The organism is Stutzerimonas sp. KH-1, assembly GCF_054483855.1.
Map to the genome: position 1 here is coordinate 3407115 of NZ_CM137011.1, position 23783 is coordinate 3430897.

Genomic DNA, 23783 nt, shown 5'->3' on the forward strand with positions numbered 1-23783 from the left:
TTGAAAGTGAGCCGGTCAGACCGTGACCAGCACATCGTTGGCAAGCCCGGCCGAGCGCCCGCTGCGCTCCGGCAGCGCGGTTGCAGCCGCGGCAAGCACCTGCTCCTCGTCACGGCTTTGCCGAGGCTGACCCTGGCGGTCCCGGCCGCTATCGGCACCAACCTGCACGTTGACCTGCACGAAATGCTGCGCGACCAGTTCCTGCCGCAGCCGGTCGCTGGTCTGCTGCAGCAGGCGCGCGACATCGGCGTGTGCGGCGCTGAGCTGGACCGTGAGGCGTCCGGATTCATGGCTGAGGTGGATTTCCAGACTGCCCAGCTCCGGCGGATCGAGGCGAATGCTGGCGCTCTGCTGACGCTGCTGCAGCTGCACCTCGACGTGCTCGCGCAGCGCATGCAGCATCTGCTCGCCCCACTTGGCCTCCGGCGCCTGCAACCTGAGTAGGCGCTCGGCGCCTTGCAGCGACGGGCTGGCGGGTCGCTCGCCGGTGAGCAGCGGCGCCTCGCCTACTTCGCCCGGCGCAGCGGGCTCGAGCGGTGCCAGCTGTTCGGTCGGCAGCTGCGCGTCGAGCAACGACGCGCTCGCTGTCGGCGCAGTCCACGCCGCGGCGGTCTCTAAGCCTGGCCGCAGCACCGGCGCCGGCTGGCGTTCAGCGGAAGCCGCGCCCTGGCGCTCGCCGACCGTCACAACCGGCCATGGCAGCGGCTGGCCATGCTGCTGCCGTTCGACGAAGCCCTCGACCTGCGCAACGGCCTGCTCGGTTGCCGCAGCAGCGACCGGCTCGGCCGGCAGGGGCCAGGCCAGCGGCTGGGCAGTGCCCGCCTCGCGCGCCTGCACCACCACCTGCTGCTGACCGAGCATGCCCTGCAACCACTGCTCGGCAGCGGTTTCCTCGAGCGGCTCGCTGTCGGTGCGCTCGGCCTCGGAGCCGGCCGGCGGCGCCACTGGCGATGGCAGCGGCTCAGGTGGCGGCGCGGTCTGTTGCAGCGTCTGCTCCGGATCGGCGATGGCCGCACGCAGCAGGCGCTCGCGGAAGCCGGACGCGATCGGCGCAGCCGTCCCGGGAGGCACCGCGCCCCGAGCGCTCATCGAGGCCGGGCGGGGTAGCGCGCCGGTCAGCTCGGAGCCGCCTGCGGCGTCTCCGGCAATGCGCTGTGCAGGCAACTGAATCACCGGCCATCTCCTGCGGCGAACATGTCGATACGTTGGTAGGCCGCACGCCCTTCGGCGTACTCCAGGTGATTCACCAGCAGCAGGCGCAAGCGCTCACACTCCTCGGCACAGGCTTCCAGCGCCTTTCCGTGCAGCGTTCGGAGCTGCGCCCTGGCCGCCTGCACGGCCGGATCGGCCGCAGGGTCGCGCGGCAACTGCTCGAGGCACTGCCGAATCGCCCCATCCACCTCGCCGACGGCACGCCAGTCACCGCTAGCCAGGGCAGCGGTGAGCTGGGCATGCAGCGCCTGCAGGCGCTGCGCATCACTTGCGTGCGGCACTGATGCCCTCCCAGCCTTCGCGCAGGACGCCCACCAGCTTCACCACTTCGTCCAGCCCATCGAGCGACAACGTCACGCTGACGTCCGAAAGGCGGTAGATGCAGTACTCGTACAGCCTGGCCAGGCTTTGCACGACCTCACCGCCGCCCTCCTCGTCCAGCGCACCGTTGAGGCCGTTGAGGATGTTCATGCATTTTTCCAGCGAGGCGCCTTTCTGCTGATAACGCTTGTGCTCGATATGCCCACGGGCGCGCGCCAGCTCGTCGAGCAGGCCGTCCATCAGCACCAGCACCAGTTCGTAGGGCGAAGCGGAAGCGGCGCGCGCTTCCAGGTCCACCGCGCGATAGCTGTCGTAACTGTCGTTGGGGAGGTAGGTCATCAGAACATTCCGGAGGTCTGCTCCATGCTCTGCATGGTCTGCATCATGGAGGTGAACTGCTTCAGATAGCGGGAGTAGTAGGTGTCGTAGCGCTGCTGCAGGTTCTCGAACTGCTCGTCGATGCGCCGCAGGTTCAGGTCCAGCGTGTCCATGCGGTTCTTCAGCATGCCGTTGGCACTGCTGGTGTAGCTGGCGACCGTCTTGTCGATGCTGTCGAGCAGGTTGTCCTTGCCGGTGAACAGCGCCTCGAAGGCGGCCGGATCCTTCGCCACCGCCGCCTCGAAGCGGCCGGCGTCGATGGTCAGCTTGCCGTTGCGGTCGGCGCTGATGCCGAAATCGATCAGGCTGCTGCCGCCGAAGTCGGTGCGCAGCAAGCCGTTGAGGCGACTCTCGATGGAACGGATGCTGGAATCACCAGCCAATGCACCACGGGCGCTGCTGTCGCTACCGCTGGCAGTCAGCGAATCGAAGCTGGTCATCAACGCGTTGAACGCATCGATGAAACTCTGTGCCTTGCCCTTGGTGGCACTCTGGTCCTGCCCGACAGTCAGCGTAAGCGCCGAGTCGCTGGCGGTGTGTACCTTGTTCACGGAGAGGCTGACGCCGTCGATGACGTTGTCGAAGCTGTTGCTCGAGCTGGTCAGCAGGATGCCACCGCTGCCGAACGAGCCGCCCATGCGGATCTGTGCATCGGCCGCCGTGGAGAGCGTGGTGGTCGTGGCCGTGGTGCCCGCGAGCGACACCGCGAAGGCATTGGCAGCGCCACTTTCGGCACTGGTCATCACCAGGCTGACTTCGCCATTGCTGCGCACGAGCGTTGCCTGTACGCCGAGATCCGCGGCATTGATCGCCTTGGCTGCATCGTCGAGCGTGGCGTAATCGGCCAGCGCAAAATCCTGCCCTTCGAGGGTCAGGGTTCCGCTCAGGCTGCCATCGACCAGCCCCTGCACGGCGACCTGCTGCTTGCTGGCCAGCTGTTCGACATAGAACTGGTAGCTGCCGGGCTGGGCCTGGGTGCCGACCGTCGCACTGGCATAGCCGTCCTGGCTGAACGAGGCACTGTTGACCAGCATCGTGGCGTTGCCGGTCTTCAGGCCGGACATGGCTGACTTGAACGTGGTCAGGGATGTGCGCAACTTGCTCAGCGCGTCACGCTGGGTCTTGTAGTTGCTTTCATTGCGATTGAGCCGGTCCAGCGAAGACTGAACTTCGTAGGTCGCCAGCTGCGTCGCCATCTGCTTTACGTAATCTGAATCTATCGCCATTGCCGATCCCCTTCCTGTGCTCTCTAGAGCAAGTTGAGTGCCAATACACAAATCGTTGATTTAAAAGCACTTTTGCGCGATTGGCGCAGAAGAAGCACTTCCGCTCGACGGCCGCGACAGGAAACGGGGAAATGCCGCTTCCGCCTCGCCCGGACGGCGAAACCTCTCAGAACAAAGGCGACGAAGAAGGGGGGGCGACTTAAGCCGGTCGACGAAACAACACGCAGCCCAGGACTGGAGCGGGCTGCTCAGGCTGCGGAGATCGAGTAACGGGACGGCCGTGGTCGTGCCGGCGGGGCCGGACGCGATGGCAGAGTCAGTACGGCTGCGGCTGGTACAGCCGCGCATCGTGGCTGCCGGCCAGCAGCTGGCCGAGGATTTCGTGGTGCATGGCGAGCAGTTTGCCGTTGCGCTCGTTGATCTGCTGGCACTGGCTGGCCAGCGCGCCGAGCTTCTGCCAGAGCGTGCGCAGGCGCGTCGCCTGGTCGTCGGGATAGCAGCCGAGCAGCCGCTGCATGCCTTCGGCATCGGCCTGCAGGCGGAAGGCGCCGAGCACCTTGGCCCGGCGCTGGGCGCGCAGGGCGAGGGTTTCGACGCGCGTGGTGATCTGCAGATTGAGGCGATCGATTTCCGAGCTGTCGCGCTCGAGCAGGAACGCGTAGAGCGCCTGCATCAGGTCGCGCAGGGCCAGGTAATCGTCGCCATCCTGCTCCAAGTCGTCAGCGGCGACCGCGAGCAGCTTGTCACGCTGGTTCACGCATCGCTTCCGCGGTGATAGGCGAGCATGCTGCCGGCCAGCGCGGCGGGATCGGTGGAGATCTCGCCGCGCTGCAGCGCCTGCTTGATCGCCGCAACGCGGTCCAGGTCGATGTCCGGCATGGCGCGCAGGGCGTCGTGCATCTGCTCCAGCGGCAGGCTTTCCGGCTGGCGCACGGCGGCTTCCGGCGTCGGGCGCGCGGTGGGCTGGCGGGTGGAGCTGGCCTCGGTGGCCGGTGTCAGGGCGGGCTTGAAGTGCCGGCTGATTTCCATGATTTCTTTCCAACTCGGTGGTTACAGCCAAACAGGCGACCGCCCGGGCACGAAACTTAAATGCCTGTTCACAGCCCAGGCGCGGCTAGTCTACCGACCGCCGGGAGCCGCCTCCACGCCCGCCGCGACAGGCCGATGGAAGGCGCTCAATGGCTGGCACGCCAGTGGGCCTGGGCGGCCAGCCCGTCCTGGATTTTCTGCTCCTGCTGGGCGAGCAGCTGCTGCCATTGCTGCAGCTTGCCCTCGATCACATGCTCGACCACCTTCTCGCTGCGCATGGCCTGCAGCAGCTCGCGCTGGATGCGCTCCAGCGCCTGCTCGGCCACCGCCAGCTCGCGGCGTTGCAGCTCCACCATCTTGTACAGGGTGGCCTTGTAGCGCTGCTGGTTGTCGCGCTGCAGCGGTGTGCACATCGGCACGGAAAAGCCGCACAGGCGGCTCAGGCCGGTGATGTTGTTGCGGTAGCGCTGGCAGAGGTTCTGCTGGTACTGCACGCGGCCGAGCATCTGCCGCACCCGGTGGCTGCGCAGGCTGGCCAGGCGGCCGAGGGTCTCGATCTGCTGTTTCATCGCGGTTTCCCGAGGATGTTCTGCAAGGTGGCGACGCTGGTTTCCAGCTCGGCGGCTTCGCCGACGTCCTGGCGCAGAAAGCGCTCGATGGTCGGTGCCAACTGCACCGCACGATCGGTCTTGATGTCCGCCCCCGGCGTGTAACCGCCGAGCGGGATCAGCTCCTTGATCTTCTCGAAGGTGCTGTAGCACTCCTTGAGCTGGCGTGCCGCGCCCAGGTGCGCCGGCTGGCCGACCTGGCTCATGCAGCGGCTGACCGAGGCGCAGACGTCGATGGCCGGGTAATGCCCGGCTTCGGCCAGGCGTCGCGAGAGCACGATGTGGCCGTCGAGAATCGCCCGCGCGCAGTCGACGATGGGGTCCTGCTGGTCATCGCCTTCGGCCAGCACCGTGTAGATGGCGCTCAGGCTGCCATTGTCGCTGGCGCCATTGCCGGCGCTTTCCACCAGCTCAGGCAGCATGCCGAACACCGACGGCGGGTAGCCCTTGGTCGCCGGCGGCTCGCCGAGGGCCAAAGCGATCTCGCGCTGAGCCATGGCATAGCGGGTCAGCGAATCCACCAGCAGCAGCACGTCATGGCCCTGGTCGCGGAAATAGGCGGCGATGCTGTGACAGAGCTCAGTGGCCTTGAGGCGCATCAGCGGCGATTCGTTGGCCGGTGCGACCACCACCACGGCCTTCTTCAGGCCCTCATCGCCCAGCGAATGCAGGATGAATTCCTGCACCTCGCGGCCACGCTCGCCGATCAGCCCGACCACCACCACATCGGCCTTGGTTTGCCGGGTGATCATGCCCAGCAGCACGCTCTTGCCCACGCCCGAGCCGGCGAACAGGCCGACGCGCTGGCCCTTGCCCAGGGTCAGGGTGGCATTGATGGCGCGCACGCCGACATCCAGCGCTTCGCTGACCGGCTTGCGCTTGAGCGGATTGACCGAGGGCAGCTCGGCCGGCAGCGGGTCGCGCCCGCCGAGTTTGCCCAGCTCGTCCAGCGGCTCGCCGAGGCCGTTGAGTACGCGACCGAGCCAGGATTCGTCGATATGCAGCTTGGCCTCGTCCGGCGCCGGGAACACCCGCGAGCCGGCGGTCAGGCCGACCGGCTTCTTGAACGGCATCAGGTAGGTGATGTCGCGGTTGAAGCCCACCACCTGCGCTTCCAGCATGCTGCCGTCGCCCTGCTCGACATAGCAGCGCTGGCCGGTCATGCGCTGGCAGCCGAGGCTCTCCAGCAGCATCCCGGAGACCCGCACCAGCCGCCCGCTGACCTTGGCCAACTGTACCTTGTCTAGCGAGCGCAGGGCCTCGTCGAGGCGAAAGCTGTCGCGCAGGGCCATGGCTCAGCCCTGCGCCGTGATGTGTTCGGCGAGGGTTTCCATGCACGAGTCCAGCCGCTGCTGGCAGCCGATGTCGGCTTCGGCCTGGGCGGTGAGCACGCGGCATTCGCCGAGCGCGAGCTTCTCGTCCGGTACCAGGCGCCAGGCGGCGGCGCGTTCCGGCGCCAGCTCGCGGATGCGCGCGCACTCTTCCGGGTTGAGATGGATGCGCACATCTTCCTGATCACCCGGCATGGCGCTCAGCGCTTCCTCGGCGAGGGTCAAAAGTTGCGTCGGATGCAGCGTCAGCTCGCAGCGGATCACCTGGCGCGCAACCTTCTGCACCAGCTCCAGCAGTTCCTCGCGGCGCGCCTGCTCATATTCGGCACGAAAGCGTTCGAACGACTCGATCAGCCGGTCCAGCGGCCGGCCGGCTTCGTCGAATGCGCGCTGGCCCTGCAGCCGGCCGTCTTCCAGGCCCAGCGCCTTGCCATCCTCGACACCACGCTGGAAGCCCTCGCGGTGCCCGGCCTCGCGGCCCTGCTCCAGCCCTTCGCGGTAGCCCTTGTCGATGCCTTCCTGGAAACCGTCGGCCACCGCCCGCTGCAGGGCTGCCGGGTCGCCGGCCAGGCTCTCCGCCGCCGGGCCTTGTGGCTTCACCCGCGGCGGAAAGCGGAACGGACGCCAGCTGCGGTCGGCACCCTTGATCACCTTGACCGTCATCTCATTCCACCGTCTGTTCGCGGAACAGCTGAACCTGCAGCTCGCCATCGGCGGACATCTCGCGCACCACGGCCATAATGTCCTTGCGCACCTGCTCGACACGGCTCAGCGGCACCGGGCCCTGACGCCGGTTGATCGATTCCATCTGCTGCGCCTGGCGCTTGGGCATGGCGCCCTGGATGGCCTTGACCAGCTCCGGCTCGGCGCCCTTGAGCGCGACCACCCACTCGTCCAGCGGGATGACTTCCAGCAGAGTCTGCAGCACGTCCTGGTTCTGCCGCGAGAGGATGAAGAAGTCATACATCTCGTCTTCGATCTTGCCGACCAGCTCCTCATTGTGCGCGCGCAGCAGCTCGAACATCTGGTCGCGGTTGCCCTTGAAGCGGTTCATGATGTCCGCCGCCTGCTTCACGCCACGCACCTGCGAGCCCTGGGTGCTGAGCACCTTGAGGCTGCGGTCGATCAGCTGCTCCAGCTCGGCGATGACGTCGCTGTTGACTTCCGAGAGGTTGGCGATGCGGTAGAGCAGCTCGTCCTGGCGCTCGGCCGGCATGCACTCGAGCACCTCGGTGGCCATGCCCGGCGGCAGGAAGGCAAGGAACACCGCCTGCATCTGCGCATGCTCCTTGGCGATCAGCGCGGCGAACTGCTTCGGATCGAGCCACTCCATCTTGGCCATCTTGGCGCGGATCTCCTCGCCGTAGATGGAATCGAGCAGCGAACGGGTGATGTCGCCGCCCAGCGCCTTGCCGAGCATGCCGGCCAGGTAGGAACGCGAGGCGCCCTTGATACTGCTCTGCTCCTTGTAGTCGTCGAAGAAGCGGCTGATCACATCGGAGACCATCGGCTGCTTGACGTTGGACAGCCGCGCCATGGCCTGGCTGATGCTGATGATTTCCTCGCGGGAGAAGTTGCGCAGGATGCCGGCGGAAATCTCGTCACCCATGCTCAGCATGAGGATTGCCGCCTGATCCAGCGAACTGACCGAGCGCAGCTGCACCGGCCGCGCCTTGATCTCGCGGGACGATGCCTGGCCGTCTTCAGCCGGCTGGGTTGAGGTCTCTTTCATTGCGCCCTATCCAATGCTTGATAACTTCCGAGACCCGCTCGGGGTCGTTCTTGGCGAGCATCTGCAGATGCTCGATCTGCAGTTCCAGGCCCGAGCCCGGCGCCGGCAGGCGGATTTCCGAAAGCGGGTTGAGCTCACCGAAGACGTGTGGCCCGCCAGGTTCGCGCGGGCTGGCCAGTGCCGGCCGGTTGTCGCCTTCCAGCGCGGCCGGTGCGCTCGGCTCGACCAGGCTGCCTTCCAGCCCGTCGCCCTGCGGCAGCGCCGCGACGCTGCGCTGGGTCAGGTTGCGTACCGCCGGGCGCACCACGATCAGCAGCAACAGCAGGGCGATCAGCCCGGCCACGCCGATCTTGGCCAGCGCATGAACCTGGCTGTTCTCCCACCAGGGCAGGACGTCATCGATCTGCTCGACGGCAGCGAATGGCAGCACGCTGAGACTGAGCAAGTCACCGCGCGCCTGCTGGAAACCGACGGCGCTGCGCACCATCGCTTCCAGCTCGGCGCGGGCCTCGTCGGTCCAGCCACCCTCCGGCGCGGCCGCGGCATTGAGCACCACCGCCACGCTCTGCTGGCGCAGGGCGAAGCCGGCATGCTTGACGTGCACCACGCTCTGGTCGTAATCCAGTTGGCGGGTCGACTCCTCGCGCAGCGAGGTGGCGCCCTTGGTTTCCGCCTTGACCGGCGCAGGTTCCTCGCCCTCCTTCGGCGGCGCCACCGGGCGGTTGGCCAGCGAACCGGGAATGCCCAGCGCCAGCTGATCCAGCGCGCTCTCGTTGCGCAGCACCTCGTTGCGCAGGCGCGGCGTGTCGCCGTAGGACTGGAAGGTCTCTTCCTTCTGACTGAAGTCGATATCGGCGGCAACACTGATGCGGTAATTGCCCAGGCCCAGCACCGGCGCCAGCACCTGCTCGATATTGGCCACCGCCTTCTGCTGGTAATCCTCCACCGCCTGCCAGTTCTGCGCCGGCCCGCCGCCGACGTTGAGCCCGCGCGAGAGCAGCGCGCCGTACTGGTCGACCACGCCGACATCTTCGGGCTTGAGATTGGGCACGCTGTTGGCGACCAGATTGATGATGGCGCCGACCTGATCGTGGCTGAGCGTATAGCCCGGCTCCAGCTGCAGCATCACCGACGCCTTGCTCGGCGCGCGCTTGCTGACCACGAAGGAGCTGTTCTCCTCCTGCGCCAGATGCACTCGCGCCTGCTGCACGCCCTTGAGCGCCATCACCGTGCGCGCCAGTTCGCCTTCCAGGCTGCGCTTGAGGCGCACGTCCTGGACGAACTGGCTGGTGCCGAGCGGCTCTTCCTTGTCGAACAGTTCGTAGCCGGCCGGCTGCGCGACCTTCACGCCCTTGGCGTTGAGCAACAGGCGCGCCCGCGCCAGCTGGTCCTCGCGCACCAGAATCTGGCCGCTCTGCGGATGGATACGGTACTGCAGCGCCTCGCCGTCGAGTACCTGCATCACCTCGGCAGCGGGAAACGACTCGCCGGCGCCGTGCAGCGGGCGGAACGAGCCGTTGTCGCGCCACAGATAGAAGGCCACGGCCACCGCCAGCGCGGCGGCGATCACCGCCATGCCGGCCAGCGTCACACGCGGATCGAGTTGCAGCCCGCCTTCGGGCAACCGGGATTTCAGTTTCTGCAGCACGTGTTAGCTCTCTGGGCCGATCAAAGCGGCATTCGCATGACGTCATCGAACGCCGTGGTCAGTTTGTTGCGCACCTGTAGCAGCGCCGAGAACGACACGCTGGCCTTCTGGCTGTCGATCATCGCGCCGACCAGATCGTCGCTCTTGCCGCTGTCTACCGCGGCGACTGCCGCGCTGGCCTGATGCTGCTGGGCATCGACCGAGCGCATCGCCGCCATGAACAGACCGCCAGCGTCGGCCGCCGGCTGACTCGCCGGCTTGATTGCCGGGCTCCCGGCGACCTCGGCCAGCTGTTGCATGCGGCTCAGCAGATCCTGCTGTACCTGGTTGATGGAACTCATGGTCGTGCTCCCCGATGGTTCAGAAATTCAGCTCGATGCCCTGCTCGCGCATGGCGTTGAGGCGGTAGCGCAGCGCGCGTGAGGTCATGCCCAGGCTGGCGGCGGCCTTGGCCTTGTGGCCGTCGAAGCGGCGGATGGTGTCGATCACGTGCTGGTATTCGGCCCACTTGCCGCTGGCGCGCAGCGCCGCCTTGCCGTTCTCCGCGGCGAGCGCCAGCGGCCGCTCGCTGCGTGCCGGCATGCCTGCCGGCACCGCCAGGCCCAGGTCCTGCGGCTGGATGAACAGTCCGTTGCGCAGCACCAGCGCGCGCTGCACGGTGTTTTCCAGTTCGCGGGCGTTGCCCGGCCAGTCGTGCTGCAGCAGCGCGCGGCAGGCGTCCTCGGTGAGCAGCTCGTCGTGGGCTTCCTGCGGCGCGTATTTGCTGATGAAGCGGCGGGCCAGCGGCAGCACGTCTTCCTTGCGCTCGCGTAGCGGGCTGATATGCAGCGGCAGCACGTCGAGGCGGAACATCAGGTCGGCGCGGAAGCGGCCCTCGGCCACCTCCTGCTGCAGGTCGCGGTTGGTCGCGGCGATGATGCGCACGTTCAGCTCGATCTCGCGGCGCCCGCCGAGGCGCTCCACGCGCTGTTCCTGCAGCACGCGCAACAGCTTGGCCTGCAGCCCCAGCGGCAGTTCGCCGATCTCGTCGAGCAGCAGGGTGCCGCCGTTGGCCAACTCGAACTTGCCGGGCTGGGCGCTCACCGCGCCGGTGAAGGCGCCCTTCTCATGGCCGAAGAGAATGGATTCGAGCATCTGCTCGGGGATCGCCGCGCAGTTCACCGCGACGAAGGGCGCGTCCGGGCTGGCGGAGAAGCGATGGATGTAGCGCGCCATCAGCTCCTTGCCGGTGCCGGTCTCGCCGGTGATGAGGATCGGCGCACGGGTCAGGGACACGCGCTGGGCCATGGCCAGTAGGCGGCGACCGGCCTGGGAGCAGGAAACGAAGCTTTCCTGGGCGGTCTCGGCACAGACCTGGCGGCGCAGCAATGCGCCCAGCTGGGTCTCGCTGAACGGAGACAGCAGATAGTCGACGCAACCCAGTTCCAGCAGCGTGGCGGCCTTTTCCTGGTCGGCGTACTCGACTACCGGAATCAGACAGACACTACCTGCACGCCGCACAAGACTTTCCACCTGCGCATACAAGGAGCGCGCCGGCAAACTTGCAACCACCACGAAGATCAATGCCAGGCGATCGAGCCGAGCCTTGTCGAGTTCGGCGAAATCATTGAAACGCGCAACTTCGCAACCCTGCCTGCGCAAACCGGCCTGCAGAAATTCGCAGGCTTCGGCCTGGGCACTTCCGATAATGGCGACTTTCTTCGCCGGCAATTCATCGAATAGCTCGTCGCATGCGTAGTTCATTGCCTGACTGACACTTTTCAATGTGACCACCTTGCCCTCCGGGAGGCGCCGCGCTCGTGCGCAACGAATCAGCGGAGATGCGGGAAGATAAAAAATCGATTTAATTTTTCGGAAGTCTTTGCCGTCTTTGCCCACTGACTCGCAATCGAACCAGCACGCTCGCAAAGGTACTTCCCGAACAAGTGCGCGCACGCTATCAGCGCGCCAGCACCGTCGCCCAATCAGTTCTGCTTAATTGAAATCAACCGATGCCAGATGAGCTCAAAAGAGGTCATTTGATATCTCTTGATTTAACCCTCTCACGCGCCCATGCCTAGGATGGCGGCACGCTAGAGCCGTGCCCGGAAAAACACCCGCGCCAGCCAGCCCACTCGTCTGCACCAATGGCCAGCGGCATCGCCGCCGTGTTCACCGACCTCAGGACATACAGTTCACAACATGACTGGCAATGCAAAAGTCCACCATGGCGTGCCCGCCCAAAGCCTGACTGTATTGAAACCGCAGAAGCTGGGACGGCATCACCACAAGATTCCGCAGTACATCAAGGAAAGTACCAACAAGAATCCGCGACTGATCGGCGATTATTTCCTGCGTAATTACCGCATAAATCTCGAACTGAACCGCATCGATGTTCAGGAAGAGCGCAGCGAAGAGCCGGACTGCATCTATCGCTCGGCCATGGGCAAAGTGGGTTTTTCCATCGACCGTGCATTATTGACCGAGGCACTTGAGTGTTATTACGGCGGCACCGTCATTGCCAGCCAGGACACGCCGCCGATCAGCACCTCGGAACAGCGCATGCGCAATCGGCTGGGCATGGATATCACCGATATATTCGCCCGCTCGATATTGTCCGGCGAGACCTTCGGCAAACTCGACAGTTATCGCAACGACTACGAGGAAACCAGCTGGGAGTATGTGGCCGAGTACGAGTACATCAGCCATATCACCGGCAGCCGTTCCTCCATCTACCTCTATCTGGACACCGAGCTGGTCGATGAACTGACCAGCCGCCTGGCCGGCCCGCCCGCGCCGCGCCAGCCCGGCAACCCCCTCGATCACATCAAGCACCTGCCGGTACGCCTCGATTGCGTGGTGGCCGCGGCGCAGATGCCGCTGGCACAGGTGCTCGCCCTGCAGCTCGACGACATCCTCATGCTGCGCCCGCTGGACCGTTACGAAGTGCGCATCAACCAGCAGAAGCTCTTTCGCGGCACCATCTTCGAAGAGGATGGCGCCCTGTTCCTCACTTCACTTGAAAGCGTGAACCCCCAATGAACGGCCATCTTTCCGACAACGAATTCGAAAGCCTCATCAACGAAGGCGAACTGAGCCTGGATGCGGTCGACGAGCCGGCTGTACCGACCCCTGCGGCCGCGCCAGCGCCACGCCAGGACCTGAGCTTCTTCGGCAAGATTCCGGTGAACGTCACCCTGGAAGTCGCCTCCGCGGAAATTTCCCTCAAGGAGCTGATGGAGTGCGACACCAGCAGCGTGATCGTGCTCGACAAGCTGGCCGGCGAGCCGCTGGACGTAAAGGTCAACGGCACCCTGTTCGCCAAGGCCGAGGTGGTGGTGATGAACGGCAACTACGGCCTGCGCATCGTCGAACTGTCCGGCACCAGCCTGGACGCCTTCGCCCCATGAGCCTGCGTCGCGGCCTGAGCCTGCTCGGCCTGCTGCTGATCGGGCTGATGCCCCTGGCAGCCCAGGCCGCCGGCGGCGAGATCACGCTGTTCAACCTGAACGATACCGAGAATGGCCAGGAGTTCTCGGTAAAGCTGCAGATCCTCATCCTCATGACCCTGCTCGGCTTCCTGCCGGCGATGCTGATGATGATGACTTGCTTCACCCGCTTCATCATCGTGCTGGCCATCCTGCGCCAGGCCATCGGCCTGCAGCAGAGCCCGCCGAACCAGGTGCTGATCGGCATCGCGCTGATCGTCACCCTGCTGGTGATGCGCCCGGTCTGGCAGGAAATCCACAGCCAGGCCTACGAGCCGTTCCAGAACGACGAGATCACCCTCGAACAGGCGCTGGACTCGGCCAAGGGCAGCCTGGCCGGTTTCATGCTGGCGCAGACCAACAAGAACTCCCTGGAAACCATGGTGGCGCTGGCCGGCGAACAGCTGCCGGAAGACCTCGACGAGCTGGATTTCTCGCTGCTGCTGCCGGCGTTCGTACTGAGCGAGCTGAAGACCGCGTTCCAGCTGGGCTTCATGATCTTCGTGCCGTTCCTGGTGATCGACCTGGTGGTGGCCAGCGTGCTGATGGCGATGGGCATGATGATGCTCTCGCCGATGATGATTTCGTTGCCGTTCAAGCTGATGGTGTTTGTGCTGGTTGATGGCTGGGCGCTGTTGATGGGGACGTTGACCACCAGTATTCAGCCGTTTTAGGTGATGGGGATGAAGGCGTTGGCCAGGTGGTGGGGTTTGGAGAGCGGGGAGGCAGTGGGCTTTGGCCGCGAAGCTTTGCCTTTGCCGGCTCTGACATCGGTATTCGGCGCCACGCTTTCCTCGGCTGGAACTACAGGTTGCGCCTTGCACGGCGCGTCACTTTTTCTTGTCTGGCCAAGAAAAAGTAACCAAAAAGAAGGCCACCCCTACATCCGGACTGGGCGCCCCCGGTTTGCTGCGCAAAACTTCCCTCGCTTCGGCGCAGCTCCGGGGGTCGGACTAGGCGCCCCCTCACGAAGGGCCATCACTGGCCCATCGCTCCTCGCTCGGCATCCATGCCTCGCGCCCCCCTACGCAACGCCTACGCTCGGCCTCCTGAAGGGGATTAGGGACCGAGGTGCCTGGAAGTGTCCAAGCAACGAAAGCAAAAAATCTCTTCGCTTGTTCCTACGCGCACGGCCTGACAGGCGACACCAAACGCCCCTTTCAGAAGGCCGAATGGAATCGCTGCGCAGAGGGGCGAGCGGCATGGATGCCGCGAGAGCCGTGAAGGGCCATGGATGGCCCTTGCGCGGCGGCCCTCGGAGCAGCGATGAAGTGAGGGAAGTCGAGCGCAGCGAGACCCGGATGCAGGGGCAAGACCTTTTGGTTCCTTTTGGGGCGACTGCCAAAAGGGACTCGCCCAGCAGGGCGAAACCAATGCGTCGGCCAACCCGGCCAATGGGCATTAGCCCCAGAAGCCCAAGCCCAAACGCTTCGTGGCCAAGCCCGCTCCCACAACAAGCAAAGCCAAAGCTGCAGTTCGCCGCCTGCCCGAGCGGTGCATTCACCGTCACCTCAAAGGTGCCCCAATGCTAACCCCCGACACCGCCGTCCATATCGTCTCCAACGCCATCCACGTGATCGTCCTGGTGGTCTGCGTGCTGATCGTCCCGAGCCTGCTCGGCGGCCTCTTGATCAGCATTTTCCAGGCCGCCACCCAGATCAACGAACAGATGCTGAGCTTCCTCCCGCGCCTGCTGATCACCCTCGGCATGCTGGTGTTCGCCGGGCACTGGATCCTGCGCACGCTGAGCGATCTGTTCATCGAAACCTTCCAGCAGGCGGGTCGCCTGGTCGGCTGAATCATGCCCAACGATCCCCTCATGCACGCCGGCCAATACCTGCAATCACTGCTCGCCTACTGGTGGCCGTTCTGCCGGATCATGGCCGTGTTCAGCCTGGCGCCGATGTTCAGTCACAAGGCGATCAGCGTGCGTGTGCGCATCCTCCTGGCGCTGGCGCTGACCCTGGTGCTGGGCGCGGCTCTGCCGACACCGCCGGTACTCGATCCGCTGTCGCTGGCCGGCATCCTCGCGGCCATCGAGCAGATCGCCATGGGGCTGCTGCTGGGCCTGGCGCTGCTCCTGGTGTTCACCGTGTTCACCCTGATCGGCGATATCGTCTCGACCCAGCTCGGCCTGTCCATGGCGGTGTTCAATGACCCCATGAACGGTGTCTCCTCGGCGTCGATCATCTACCAGCTGTACTTCATCCTGCTGGCGTTGCTGTTCTTCGCCATCGACGGCCACCTGGTCACGGTGAGCATCATCTACCAGAGCTTCGTCTACTGGCCGATCGGCAGCGGGCTGTTCTACGACGGTCTGCAGACCATCGCCTGGTCGATGGCCTGGGTGCTTTCGGCAGCCCTGCTGATCGCTCTGCCGATCGTCTTCTGCATGACCCTGGTGCAGTTCTGCTTCGGTCTGCTCAACCGTATCTCGCCGGCGATGAACCTGTTCTCGCTGGGCTTTCCCATGGCAATCCTCGCCGGTCTGTCGCTGATCTACCTGACCCTGCCGAACCTGGCCGAGGCCTACCTGCACCTGACCCGCGACCTGCTGGACAAGATCGGCGTCCTGCTCCGGAGCGGCGGCCATGTCTGAGCAGAACAGCAGCCAGGAAAAGACCGAGGAGGCCTCCGAGCAGAAACTCAAGAAGAGTCGCCAGGATGGCCAGGTCACCCGCTCCAAGGACGTCGCCACCACCGTATCGCTGCTCGCCACGCTGCTGGTGCTCAAGCTCAGCGCCGGGTTCTTTCTCGACGGCATGCAGCAGAGCTTCAGCTACTCCTACATCGACTTCCGGCAGAGCGAGATCGGCGTCGATGACCTGCAGCTGATCCTCACCCACAACCTGCTGGTGTTCATCAGCGTGCTGCTGCCGCTGCTGCTGACGCCGATCCTGGTGATCGCCTTTGCCCTGGTGCCAGGCGGCTGGGTGTTCGCCTCGAAGAACTTCGCGCCCAAGTTCAGCAAGCTCAACCCAATCACCGGGCTGGGGCGGATGGTCGGTGCGCAGAACTGGAGCGAGCTGGCCAAGTCGCTGCTGAAGATCTCCGCGCTGCTCGGCATCGCCGCCTGGCAGCTGTATTACGCCGCACCACGCCTGATCGCGCTGCAGCGCACCGACATCTTCAGCGCCATCGGCGGCGCCTTCTCGCTGACCTTCGACCTGGCGCTCTCACTGCTGCTGGTGTTCGTGCTGTTCTCCTTCATCGACATCCCGCTGCAGCGCTTCTTCTTCCTCAAGAAAATGCGCATGACCAAGCAGGAGCGCAAGGAAGAGCACAAGAACCAGGAAGGCCGCCCCGAGGTGAAGGCGCGCATCAAGCAGCTGCAGCGTGCGCTGGCGCAGCGGCAGATCGCCAAGGTGATCAAGGATGCCGACGTGGTGATCGTCAACCCGACCCACTATGCCGTGGCGCTCAAGTACGACCCGAAAAAGGCCGAGACACCTTTCGTCATCGCCCGCGGCGTCGACGAGATGGCGCTATACATCCGCAAGATGGCCCAGGCCAACGCGCGTGAAGTGGTCGAGCTGCCGCCGCTGGCGCGGGCGATCTACTACAGCACCCAGGTCAACCAGCAGATTCCGGCGCCGCTGTATACCGCGGTGGCCCACGTGCTGACCTACATCCTCCAGCTCAAGGCCTGGAAGCAGGGCCGCCGGCAAGGCAAGCCCGCGCTGGCCAGCAACATCCACATCCCCGAAGAACTGTTCAACCGAGCACGCTCATGAACCTGATGCAGAAACTCACGCCCACCTTCCGCAGCGGTCGGATCGGCATTCCGCTGATCATCCTGTCGATCCTGGCGATGATCATCCTGCCGCTGCCACCGCAGCTGCTGGACATCCTGTTCACCTTCAACATCGCCATGGCGGTGCTGGTGCTGCTGGTCAGCGTGTCGTCGAAGAGCCCGCTGGATTTCTCGCTGTTCCCCACAGTAATCCTGATCACCACGCTGATGCGCCTGACCCTCAACGTCGCTTCGACACGGGTGGTGCTGCTCGAGGGCCATACCGGCACCGGCGCGGCGGGCAAGGTGATCGAGGCCTTCGGCGAGGTGGTGATTGGCGGCAACTTCATCGTCGGCCTGGTGGTGTTCGTGATCCTGATGATCATCAACTTCATCGTCATCACCAAGGGCGGCGAGCGCATCTCCGAGGTCACAGCGCGCTTCACCCTGGACGCCCTGCCGGGCAAGCAGATGGCCATCGACGCCGACCTCAACGCCGGCCTCGTCACCCAGGAAGAAGCCAAGACGCGACGCCAGGAAGTGGCCAAGGAAGCGGACTTCTACGGGGCCATGGATGGCGCCTCGAAGTTCGTCCGCGGAGACGCCATCGCCGGCATCCTGATCCTGCTGATCAACCTCTTCGGCGGTTTCGCCATCGGCGTGTTCGTCCATGACCTGGGCGCCGGCGATGCCTTCAAGCAGTACGCCCTGCTCACCATCGGTGACGGCCTGGTGGCGCAGATTCCGGCGCTGCTCCTGTCGACTGCAGCGGCGATCATCGTTACCCGCATCAACGAATCCAGCGACATCACCAGCCAGGTGCAACGCCAGCTGCTGGCCAACCCGGCCTCGCTGTACACCGTGGCCGGCATCCTCTTCGTGCTCGGCCTGGTGCCGGGCATGCCGCACCTGGCGTTCATCGGCTTCGCCGCACTGATCGGCTTCATCGCCTGGCGCGTCTCGCTGCAGCAGCCACCGGCCGAGGGCGCCGATCTCAAGGAGATCCAGCAGCTCGGCCAGGCGATGGACAAGGAAAAGGCCCAGTCGCTGGCCTGGGAGGACATTCCGCTGGTCGAGCGGCTGTCGGTATCGCTCGGCTACAAGCTGGTCGGGCTGGTCAACGAAGCCTCCGGCGCCCCCCTGACCGCGCGGGTACGCGGCGTGCGCCAGACGTTGTCCGAGCACCTCGGCTTCCTCCTGCCGGAAGTGCAGATCCGCGACAGCCTGCGTCTGAAGGCGTCGCAGTACGACATCTACATCAACGGCGAGAAGATCGATGGCGCCGAACTGCACGCCGACCGCCTGATGGCGATCCCGTCGCCGGAGCTGTACGGCGAGATCGACGGCATCCTCGGCACCGATCCGGCCTATCGCATGCAGGTGGTGTGGATCCAGCCGACGGACAAGTCCCGTGCGCTGAACCTCGGCTATCAGGTAATCGACTGCGCCAGCGTCATCGCCACCCACCTGAACAAAGTGATCCGCGAGCATCTGCCGGACCTGTTCAAGCACGACGACGTCGAACACCTGATGCAGCGCCTGACGCTGCAGGCGCCGAAACTCGCCGAAAGCCTGAAGGGCGCGCTGAGCTATACCCAGCAGATGCGCGTGTACCGTCAGCTGCTGCAGGAGGAGGTGCCGCTGCGCGACATCGAGACCATCGCCAGCACCCTGCTCGAATGCAGCGAGACCACCAAGGACCCGGTGCTGCTGGCCGCCGACGTGCGCTTCGCACTGCGCCGCAGCATCGTTTCGATGGTCGCTGGCGACCGCCGCGAGCTGGGCGTGTTCGTGCTGGAGAACGCTTTGGAGAACACCCTGCTCAACGCCCTGGCCATCGCCCAGCAGGCCGGGCCGGTCAGCCTGGACAACATCCCGGTGGAGCCCAGCCTGCTCAATCAGCTGCAGAACAGCATGCCGGTGGTGAAGGAAAAGCTGCGCAAGGACGGCCATCCGCCGATCCTCACCGTGATGCCGCAGCTGCGCCCGCTACTGGCGCGCTATGCACGGGTGTTCAGCCCGGGGCTGCATGTGCTTTCGCAGAACGAGATACCCGACCGGGTCGGGGTGAACATCCTCGGCACGCTGGGCTGATGCCTTCCGCGTGCCTCAGTAGAGCTTGCGCCGCCGCGGTGCCTGCTGCGCCACCATGGCGGTGAACTCGGCCGACGGCCGGTCGAGGGCGAAGCCCATCTCGAAGCTGTCGCGCCGCGAGTCCTTGCGCGACCACTGGCAGATCACCACCACCTCGATCTGCCGCACCCGCTCGCCGTGCTCCGGCACGTGCAGCACCATCTCGTAGCATCCGCCGACCGCCAGCGGCTGGCTGGCGACCAGGCGCAGGCCGCCGAGCGAGAGATCGGCGACATAGCCCATCGGCTCACCGTTCAGGCGGTTGCTGACCTGGATGCTGCTGATGTGGCGAAAGCTGAAGCGACTGTGTTGGCGCATGTCCGTTGCTCGGCTGATGGCAGTGATAGAGCCAGCAGGCGACCCAACGCCCGTCGGAGTTAAGTCGCCGCCATCGGCCGCGCGCCGGACACCCCGCAAAACGTGACCCGTATCACCCGCGCCCTCGCTCCGGGTCGCTATTCGACGAATCGTGCAGCGCTTCCTCGTCGCTCACCTCCTCGGCCAGTCCCGGCGGCACGTTGTAGGCGCCGCCCGGGACGTCGCTCTCATCGCCGCCAGCAATCTCACCCTGGGTCGAGGTGGTTTCGGGGTTCTGTTCGTGGGCATCACCGCTCTGGTCGATGGACTCGATGCTCTCGCGGCCCGGTTCGTTCTCGCTCATACGCACTCCTCGTTCGCTGTCGAAACCCCGGCCGATCCGGGGTGCCTGGTAAGTGTAGAAAGAGCCGCGCGCTCGGAAGTTGCAGCGTTAGCCCGGCTTTCTGGACCAATGGCCACTCGGCGGGGCAGCTGAACTAAACCAGTGGCGGGGCAGCCAAAACTCAACTGGAACTGCCATAGAACAGAATCATGCAACTGACTTCCCGCAGCCTGCCGAGCACCCCTGCCATCAACCCGGAGCCGGAACAGCCGTCACGGGCGCTGTACTTCGCCCTCGTCCGCGAGGTCGACGACCAGGCGCGGGAGACTGCCGCCGATTACCTGCGCATCCAGCTCGAAGCGGCCACCGCCCTGCCCTGCGACCTGCCCGACGACCCCGCCGGTCTGGACGCCTGGGTGCTGCAGCGCACCGAAGCGGTCGGCGGTCAGTACCAGGCTTATCTCGAGCAGCGTCGCGCCGGCGGCCCGCGCCGCTATTTCCCGAGCAAGGCCCATGCGCTGCATTTCCTGCGTGGTGTGGCGCCGACCAAGCTGGTGGACGGCGCCTGGCTCTACGGCCTGTTGCAGCGCTGGGACGATGCGCGTTTCACCGCGCTGATCCAGACCTACCTGGAGGAGCTCGGCGACGGGCTGCCGGAGAAGAACCACGTGGTGCTCTACCGCAAGCTGCTGGCGAGTCAGGGTTGCGACGACTGGCAGGAGCTGGACGACGAACATTTCGTCCAGGGCGCCATCCAGCTGGCGCTGGCCGAGCACGCCGAGCAGTTCCTGCCGGAAATCATCGGCTTCAACCTCGGTTACGAGCAGCTGCCGCTGCACCTGCTGATCACCTCTTACGAGCTGACCGAGCTGGGCATCGACCCCTACTACTTCACCCTGCACGTCACCGTCGACAACGCCGACAACGGCCACGCGAAGAAAGCCGTGCAAGGTCTGCTGGATGCCTGGCCGCAGGTAGGCGACAGCGCCGAGTTCTATCGCCGCGTGCGCGATGGCTATCGCCTCAACGACCTGGGCGCCAGCACCGTCTCGGTGATCGGCAACTTCGACCTCGGTCGCGAGGTGCAGCGCATCTTCGAGAAGAAGGCCGCGGTCGGCCAGTTCGTTCATTCCGACTACTGCCGCTTCGAAGGCCGCACGGTCAACCAGTGGCTCGGCGATGACGTCGAGCAGTTCCTCGCGGTGCTGGACAAGCGCGGCTGGATCAAGCGCGGCCACGACCCGCAGGAAAGCCGCTTCTGGCAACTGATCGTCGGCGAACAGGCGCCCATGTTCGGAGTGTTCAGCGCCTACGAACAGCAGATGATCCATGACTGGATCGCCGCCGACTGGCAGGCCGAGGGTAAGCGCAGCCCGCGCGGTGCGCTGCTGCAACGCCAGGCGGCGTTCAACGCACGGCGCGCCGCGCCTGCGCCGGCCATGCCGCAACCCGCCGAGCACGCCAGTGGCAACGATTTCGACGAGGAGCTGCAGCTGCTCGAACAACAGGTCGCCCGCCTGCCCGACCGCGCCGCGCGCATGCGCCTGCTGCTGCCACTGCTGGCACCGCAGCGCCACCACAGCGCCGCGGGCCTGCTGGCCACGCGGCTGTTCAACGGACTGTTCAACTGACGAGATCGATCAAGGAAAGCACCATGACTATGGACACTGCGCAGGACCGCGCATTGCTGCATCTGGGCCAGGCCCTGCGCGATCGCGGCTATCACTTCATCACGCCCACCCCGCTGACCCACGAACGGGTCAACCAGCGCCCGGAGAATGCCCTGGCCGACGACCTGCACGGGGTGTTCGGCTGGAGCCGGCCCTTCCAGCACGAGCTGCTGCCGGGCGCGTTGTTCAGCCTGATGGACCAGGCGCAGGTGCTGGAAGCCTGCGGTTCGCGCTGGCGCTCGAAGGTGCGCCTGTCGAGCCTCGACGGCCAGCTGTTCCTGCACTCGGCATTTCCCACCAGCGCCAGCGACGCGGTGTTCTTCGGCCCAGATACCTACCGTTTCGCCAACGCCATCCGCTGCCATCTGAACCAGCACACCGGGATGATCCGCCGCGCGGTGGACATCGGCTGCGGCTCCGGCGCCGGGGCGATTCTCACCGCCCTGGCGCGGCCGCAGGCCGAGGTGCTGGCGGTGGACATCAATCCCGAGGCGCTGCGCCTGACCCGCATCAACGCGGCGCTGGCCGGTGCCGACAACCTGCGCGCCCTGCACAGCGACCTGCTGAGCGCGGTGGACGGCGAATTCGATCTGATCCTGGCCAACCCACCCTATCTGGTCGACGCCGACCAGCGCGCCTATCGCCACGGCGGTGGACCGCTGGGCGCCGGGCTGTCGCTGGCGATCCTCGATGCGGCGCTGCAGCGCCTGGCGCCGGGCGGAACGCTGCTGCTGTATACCGGCGTGGCGATGCTGGACAACCAGGACCCGTTCCTCGCCGAGGTGCGCCGACGCCTGCAAGGCGGCGCCTTCAGCTGGACCTATCGCGAGCTGGACCCGGACGTGTTCGGCGAGGAGTTGCTCGGTGGCGCCTACGTCAAATGCGACCGCATCGCCGCCGTGGTGCTGGAAGTGACGCGACCAGCGAACTGACCGTAGGGAAAGGGGGCGCATGGAAAACGCTTCGCGGTTTTCCACGGGGTGGCCATCCACCCTACGGCAGATCAGGCGTAGGGTGGATAACGCCGCAGGCTTATCCACGGGCAAGAGAGCGCGCAGTTCAGACCGGCAACAGCAGCAGGATCAGCGACAGGGTCAGCAGCGAGCCGAGCGTCGAGTACAGCACCACCCGCGATACCCGCGAGCCCTCGCGGCCATAGAACTCGGCAAGCATGTACGGCCCGGTGCCGGTCGGTAGCGCACTCAGCAGCAGCGCCGAATAGGCCCACAGGGTCGGTAGTTCGAACACCTGAAACGCCAGGTACCAGGTGATCAGCGGCTGTACCACCAGCTTCAACCCCACCAGCGGCCAGACGCCCTGCACCCGACCGGCCGGCTGCGGCTGGGCGAGGAACAGGCCCAGCGAGACCAGCGCGCAGGGCGCCGCCGCTGCGCCCAACAACTTGAGCAGAGTGGCCAGCGGCACCGGCAGCTGTACACCGCCGGCAGCCCATAGCGCGCCGAGCATGGGCGCGATCACCAGGGGGTTGCGCACCAGCGCCCCGCTCACCTTGCCCAGCGTGCGCAGCAGCCCCTGGCCGGCGTGCAGCCCGGTCTCCACGCAGGCCAGGGCGATGGCGAACAGCACGCACACGACAATGATCGAAGCGACCATCGCCGGCTGCAGTGCCTCGTCGCCGAGCACCAGCATGCACAGCGGAATCCCGACATAGCCGGTATTGGCATAGGACGCGCCCAGCGCATCCAGGCTGGCATCGACCAGCGGCTGCTTCTGCAGCAGACGATACGCAAGGGTGAAGGCGAACACGCCGAGGCAGCCGATGGCGAAGGCGGCGATGAACCCCGGTTGCCAGAGCTGCTCCCAGGTGGAGGTGGCGACGACGCTGAACAGCAGTGCCGGCAGGCCCAGCCAGACCACGAAACGGTTGAGTTCCGAAGCGCCGGTCGGCCCCATGCGCCCACTGCGGCGGCACAGGTAGCCGAGCAGGATCAGGGCGAAGACGGGCAGGACAACGTTGATGACCGAAGACATGGGCTCTCATCTGAAGCGTCGTCGCTGAGCCCAGCGGGCGGACGACCGGAACGGCCGGCCACCTTAACAAAAACTTCGCCGAACCGAGAGCGCAGGCGCCCCGGCTCGGCGCAGTACGTCAGTGCAGCGAGGGCGAGTAGCCGTTGGGTTCGGCGCGGGCCGCAGCGAATTCCGCCTCGACGCAGCCGCGAGCCTGCTGCGTGCCTGCGGGGAAACCGCTGCGATCGCTGTAGTCCCACTCGACCGCTGGCACCCGTTCGGCATCCAGACCCTTGGCGCAGCTCAGGTCCAGTGCGGTGATGCCGGCCACCGCACCGGCGGCGATGGCCGCATTGGCCGGCTCGTTGCCGTGTTCGATGCTCCAGCCGAGGCCGGCCAGGTCCAGCGCGTCACCGCCGATACGGCCGTAGATCCAGGGCTTGGGATCATCCGCCAGCAGAATGCCGACGCCGGTGGCGATTTCGCGCAGACCGCAGGCACGGATCACTCCATCGCTGCCGGGCATGCCGATGAAACGCGCGACCTGACGCGGCGCCACCAGCTGGACGACGCCCAGGCCGATGCTGAACCAGCCCAGTCCCCGCGCCAGCGAGCGCGCCGAATGGTTGGGCCGGGTGACTTGACGTGGAATGCTCATAAGACTCCTCGCTCGATATCGTGGCT

Annotated in this window: 26 protein-coding genes; 9 read left to right on the forward strand and 17 right to left on the reverse strand. The window is 65.6% G+C overall.

Going from position 1 to position 23783, the window contains the following annotated elements; translation table 11 throughout:
* Positions 1-15: 15 nt before the first annotated feature.
* The 13 genes from ACX1DW_RS16440 to ACX1DW_RS16500 form a co-directional block, all read right to left on the reverse strand.
* Positions 16-1173 (reverse strand): flagellar hook-length control protein FliK, encoded by a 1158-nt coding sequence (locus tag ACX1DW_RS16440; protein WP_458991913.1) that lies wholly within the window; start codon positions 1171-1173, stop codon positions 16-18.
* The gene (locus tag ACX1DW_RS16445; protein ID WP_230726756.1) at positions 1170-1493 is read right to left on the reverse strand and encodes a hypothetical protein; all 324 of its coding nucleotides are present in this window, start codon (positions 1491-1493) and stop codon (positions 1170-1172) included. The genes ACX1DW_RS16440 and ACX1DW_RS16445 overlap by 4 nt, the downstream gene beginning before the upstream one ends.
* On the reverse strand, positions 1477-1872 hold the full coding sequence (gene fliS / locus ACX1DW_RS16450) for a flagellar export chaperone FliS (protein WP_102839262.1): 396 nt from the start codon (positions 1870-1872) through the stop codon (positions 1477-1479). The genes ACX1DW_RS16445 and fliS overlap by 17 nt, the downstream gene beginning before the upstream one ends.
* Entirely contained in the window at positions 1872-3137 is a 1266-nt protein-coding gene (gene fliD, locus ACX1DW_RS16455; protein WP_458991914.1) for a flagellar filament capping protein FliD, read from the reverse strand. Before fliD ends, fliS begins: the two co-directional genes overlap by 1 nt.
* Before the next feature lie 316 nt (positions 3138-3453).
* The gene (gene flgN / locus ACX1DW_RS16460; protein WP_458991915.1) at positions 3454-3894 is read right to left on the reverse strand and encodes a flagellar export chaperone FlgN; all 441 of its coding nucleotides are present in this window, start codon (positions 3892-3894) and stop codon (positions 3454-3456) included.
* Positions 3891-4166, reverse strand: coding sequence for a flagellar biosynthesis anti-sigma factor FlgM (gene flgM, locus ACX1DW_RS16465; protein ID WP_156244808.1), 276 nt, complete (start codon positions 4164-4166; stop codon positions 3891-3893). Before flgM ends, flgN begins: the two co-directional genes overlap by 4 nt.
* Before the next feature lie 146 nt (positions 4167-4312).
* Positions 4313-4735: a flagellar FliJ family protein gene (locus ACX1DW_RS16470; RefSeq protein ID WP_458991916.1), complete on the reverse strand. Its 423-nt coding sequence runs from the start codon at positions 4733-4735 to the stop codon at positions 4313-4315.
* Positions 4732-6066 carry a flagellar protein export ATPase FliI gene (fliI, locus tag ACX1DW_RS16475; protein ID WP_458991917.1) on the reverse strand — a complete coding sequence of 445 codons (1335 nt, stop codon included), beginning with the start codon at positions 6064-6066 and terminating at the stop codon, positions 4732-4734. The genes ACX1DW_RS16470 and fliI overlap by 4 nt, the downstream gene beginning before the upstream one ends.
* A 3-nt stretch (positions 6067-6069) precedes the next feature.
* On the reverse strand, positions 6070-6768 hold the full coding sequence (fliH, locus tag ACX1DW_RS16480) for a flagellar assembly protein FliH (RefSeq protein ID WP_156244811.1): 699 nt from the start codon (positions 6766-6768) through the stop codon (positions 6070-6072).
* Position 6769: 1 nt separating this feature from the next.
* Entirely contained in the window at positions 6770-7837 is a 1068-nt protein-coding gene (locus ACX1DW_RS16485; RefSeq protein WP_110778507.1) for a FliG C-terminal domain-containing protein, read from the reverse strand.
* Positions 7809-9485: a flagellar basal-body MS-ring/collar protein FliF gene (gene fliF, locus ACX1DW_RS16490; RefSeq protein WP_458991918.1), complete on the reverse strand. Its 1677-nt coding sequence runs from the start codon at positions 9483-9485 to the stop codon at positions 7809-7811. Before fliF ends, ACX1DW_RS16485 begins: the two co-directional genes overlap by 29 nt.
* Before the next feature lie 20 nt (positions 9486-9505).
* Positions 9506-9826, reverse strand: a complete 321-nt coding sequence (gene fliE, locus ACX1DW_RS16495; RefSeq protein WP_102839254.1) for a flagellar hook-basal body complex protein FliE — start codon at positions 9824-9826, stop codon at positions 9506-9508.
* A gap of 19 nt (positions 9827-9845) precedes the next feature.
* On the reverse strand, positions 9846-11228 hold the full coding sequence (locus ACX1DW_RS16500) for a sigma 54-interacting transcriptional regulator (RefSeq protein ID WP_458993413.1): 1383 nt from the start codon (positions 11226-11228) through the stop codon (positions 9846-9848).
* Between the two features lie 438 nt (positions 11229-11666).
* Between ACX1DW_RS16500 and ACX1DW_RS16505 the strand changes: the two genes are divergently transcribed.
* The 7 genes from ACX1DW_RS16505 (at position 11667) to flhA (ending at position 18779) form a co-directional block, all read left to right on the forward strand.
* Positions 11667-12506 (forward strand): FliM/FliN family flagellar motor switch protein, encoded by an 840-nt coding sequence (locus ACX1DW_RS16505; RefSeq protein WP_458991919.1) that lies wholly within the window; start codon positions 11667-11669, stop codon positions 12504-12506.
* On the forward strand, positions 12503-12874 hold the full coding sequence (gene fliN, locus ACX1DW_RS16510; RefSeq protein WP_458991920.1) for a flagellar motor switch protein FliN: 372 nt from the start codon (positions 12503-12505) through the stop codon (positions 12872-12874). Before ACX1DW_RS16505 ends, fliN begins: the two co-directional genes overlap by 4 nt.
* Positions 12871-13626 (forward strand): flagellar type III secretion system pore protein FliP, encoded by a 756-nt coding sequence (fliP, locus tag ACX1DW_RS16515; RefSeq protein WP_267931754.1) that lies wholly within the window; start codon positions 12871-12873, stop codon positions 13624-13626. Before fliN ends, fliP begins: the two co-directional genes overlap by 4 nt.
* Before the next feature lie 851 nt (positions 13627-14477).
* Entirely contained in the window at positions 14478-14750 is a 273-nt protein-coding gene (locus tag ACX1DW_RS16520) for a flagellar biosynthetic protein FliQ (protein WP_014595416.1), read from the forward strand.
* A 21-nt stretch (positions 14751-14771) separates the two neighbouring features.
* Positions 14772-15551 (forward strand): flagellar biosynthetic protein FliR, encoded by a 780-nt coding sequence (gene fliR, locus ACX1DW_RS16525; protein ID WP_267938241.1) that lies wholly within the window; start codon positions 14772-14774, stop codon positions 15549-15551.
* Positions 15544-16686, forward strand: coding sequence for a flagellar type III secretion system protein FlhB (gene flhB, locus ACX1DW_RS16530; protein ID WP_102839249.1), 1143 nt, complete (start codon positions 15544-15546; stop codon positions 16684-16686). The genes fliR and flhB overlap by 8 nt, the downstream gene beginning before the upstream one ends.
* On the forward strand, positions 16683-18779 hold the full coding sequence (flhA, locus tag ACX1DW_RS16535) for a flagellar biosynthesis protein FlhA (protein ID WP_110778514.1): 2097 nt from the start codon (positions 16683-16685) through the stop codon (positions 18777-18779). Before flhB ends, flhA begins: the two co-directional genes overlap by 4 nt.
* A gap of 15 nt (positions 18780-18794) precedes the next feature.
* On the opposite strand, the gene ACX1DW_RS16540 is transcribed toward flhA, so the two are convergent.
* Positions 18795-19136 (reverse strand): PilZ domain-containing protein, encoded by a 342-nt coding sequence (locus tag ACX1DW_RS16540; RefSeq protein ID WP_326429320.1) that lies wholly within the window; start codon positions 19134-19136, stop codon positions 18795-18797.
* A 112-nt stretch (positions 19137-19248) separates the two neighbouring features.
* On the reverse strand, positions 19249-19479 hold the full coding sequence (locus ACX1DW_RS16545; protein ID WP_110778515.1) for a hypothetical protein: 231 nt from the start codon (positions 19477-19479) through the stop codon (positions 19249-19251).
* A 188-nt stretch (positions 19480-19667) separates the two neighbouring features.
* Here ACX1DW_RS16545 and ACX1DW_RS16550 point away from each other — a divergent pair, with 188 nt between their 5' ends.
* Positions 19668-21089, forward strand: coding sequence for an iron-containing redox enzyme family protein (locus ACX1DW_RS16550; RefSeq protein ID WP_458991921.1), 1422 nt, complete (start codon positions 19668-19670; stop codon positions 21087-21089).
* Between the two features lie 23 nt (positions 21090-21112).
* Entirely contained in the window at positions 21113-22060 is a 948-nt protein-coding gene (locus ACX1DW_RS16555) for a methyltransferase (RefSeq protein WP_458991922.1), read from the forward strand.
* A gap of 127 nt (positions 22061-22187) precedes the next feature.
* Here the strand turns inward: ACX1DW_RS16555 and ACX1DW_RS16560 are convergent, their stop codons facing one another.
* Both ACX1DW_RS16560 and ACX1DW_RS16565 read right to left on the reverse strand, forming a co-directional pair.
* Positions 22188-23120: an AEC family transporter gene (locus ACX1DW_RS16560; protein WP_011911386.1), complete on the reverse strand. Its 933-nt coding sequence runs from the start codon at positions 23118-23120 to the stop codon at positions 22188-22190.
* A gap of 118 nt (positions 23121-23238) precedes the next feature.
* The gene (locus tag ACX1DW_RS16565; RefSeq protein ID WP_013981338.1) at positions 23239-23757 is read right to left on the reverse strand and encodes a hypothetical protein; all 519 of its coding nucleotides are present in this window, start codon (positions 23755-23757) and stop codon (positions 23239-23241) included.
* Positions 23758-23783 lie beyond the last annotated feature (26 nt).

Coding starts and splice junctions, on each gene's coding strand:
- ACX1DW_RS16485 (WP_110778507.1), bottom strand. CDS start 7,837: ATGAAAGAGACCTCAACCCAGCCGGCTGAAGACGGCCAGGCATCGTCC.
- fliS (WP_102839262.1), bottom strand. CDS start 1,872: ATGACCTACCTCCCCAACGACAGTTACGACAGCTATCGCGCGGTGGAC.
- ACX1DW_RS16560 (WP_011911386.1), bottom strand. CDS start 23,120: ATGTCTTCGGTCATCAACGTTGTCCTGCCCGTCTTCGCCCTGATCCTG.
- fliD (WP_458991914.1), bottom strand. CDS start 3,137: ATGGCGATAGATTCAGATTACGTAAAGCAGATGGCGACGCAGCTGGCG.
- fliR (WP_267938241.1), top strand. CDS start 14,772: ATGCACGCCGGCCAATACCTGCAATCACTGCTCGCCTACTGGTGGCCG.
- fliN (WP_458991920.1), top strand. CDS start 12,503: ATGAACGGCCATCTTTCCGACAACGAATTCGAAAGCCTCATCAACGAA.
- ACX1DW_RS16500 (WP_458993413.1), bottom strand. CDS start 11,228: ATGAACTACGCATGCGACGAGCTATTCGATGAATTGCCGGCGAAGAAA.
- fliE (WP_102839254.1), bottom strand. CDS start 9,826: ATGAGTTCCATCAACCAGGTACAGCAGGATCTGCTGAGCCGCATGCAA.
- fliI (WP_458991917.1), bottom strand. CDS start 6,066: ATGGCCCTGCGCGACAGCTTTCGCCTCGACGAGGCCCTGCGCTCGCTA.
- ACX1DW_RS16540 (WP_326429320.1), bottom strand. CDS start 19,136: ATGCGCCAACACAGTCGCTTCAGCTTTCGCCACATCAGCAGCATCCAG.
- fliH (WP_156244811.1), bottom strand. CDS start 6,768: ATGACGGTCAAGGTGATCAAGGGTGCCGACCGCAGCTGGCGTCCGTTC.
- fliP (WP_267931754.1), top strand. CDS start 12,871: ATGAGCCTGCGTCGCGGCCTGAGCCTGCTCGGCCTGCTGCTGATCGGG.
- flhA (WP_110778514.1), top strand. CDS start 16,683: ATGAACCTGATGCAGAAACTCACGCCCACCTTCCGCAGCGGTCGGATC.
- flgM (WP_156244808.1), bottom strand. CDS start 4,166: ATGGAAATCAGCCGGCACTTCAAGCCCGCCCTGACACCGGCCACCGAG.
- ACX1DW_RS16520 (WP_014595416.1), top strand. CDS start 14,478: ATGCTAACCCCCGACACCGCCGTCCATATCGTCTCCAACGCCATCCAC.
- ACX1DW_RS16470 (WP_458991916.1), bottom strand. CDS start 4,735: ATGAAACAGCAGATCGAGACCCTCGGCCGCCTGGCCAGCCTGCGCAGC.
- flhB (WP_102839249.1), top strand. CDS start 15,544: ATGTCTGAGCAGAACAGCAGCCAGGAAAAGACCGAGGAGGCCTCCGAG.
- ACX1DW_RS16565 (WP_013981338.1), bottom strand. CDS start 23,757: ATGAGCATTCCACGTCAAGTCACCCGGCCCAACCATTCGGCGCGCTCG.
- ACX1DW_RS16545 (WP_110778515.1), bottom strand. CDS start 19,479: ATGAGCGAGAACGAACCGGGCCGCGAGAGCATCGAGTCCATCGACCAG.
- ACX1DW_RS16555 (WP_458991922.1), top strand. CDS start 21,113: ATGACTATGGACACTGCGCAGGACCGCGCATTGCTGCATCTGGGCCAG.
- ACX1DW_RS16505 (WP_458991919.1), top strand. CDS start 11,667: ATGACTGGCAATGCAAAAGTCCACCATGGCGTGCCCGCCCAAAGCCTG.
- ACX1DW_RS16550 (WP_458991921.1), top strand. CDS start 19,668: ATGCAACTGACTTCCCGCAGCCTGCCGAGCACCCCTGCCATCAACCCG.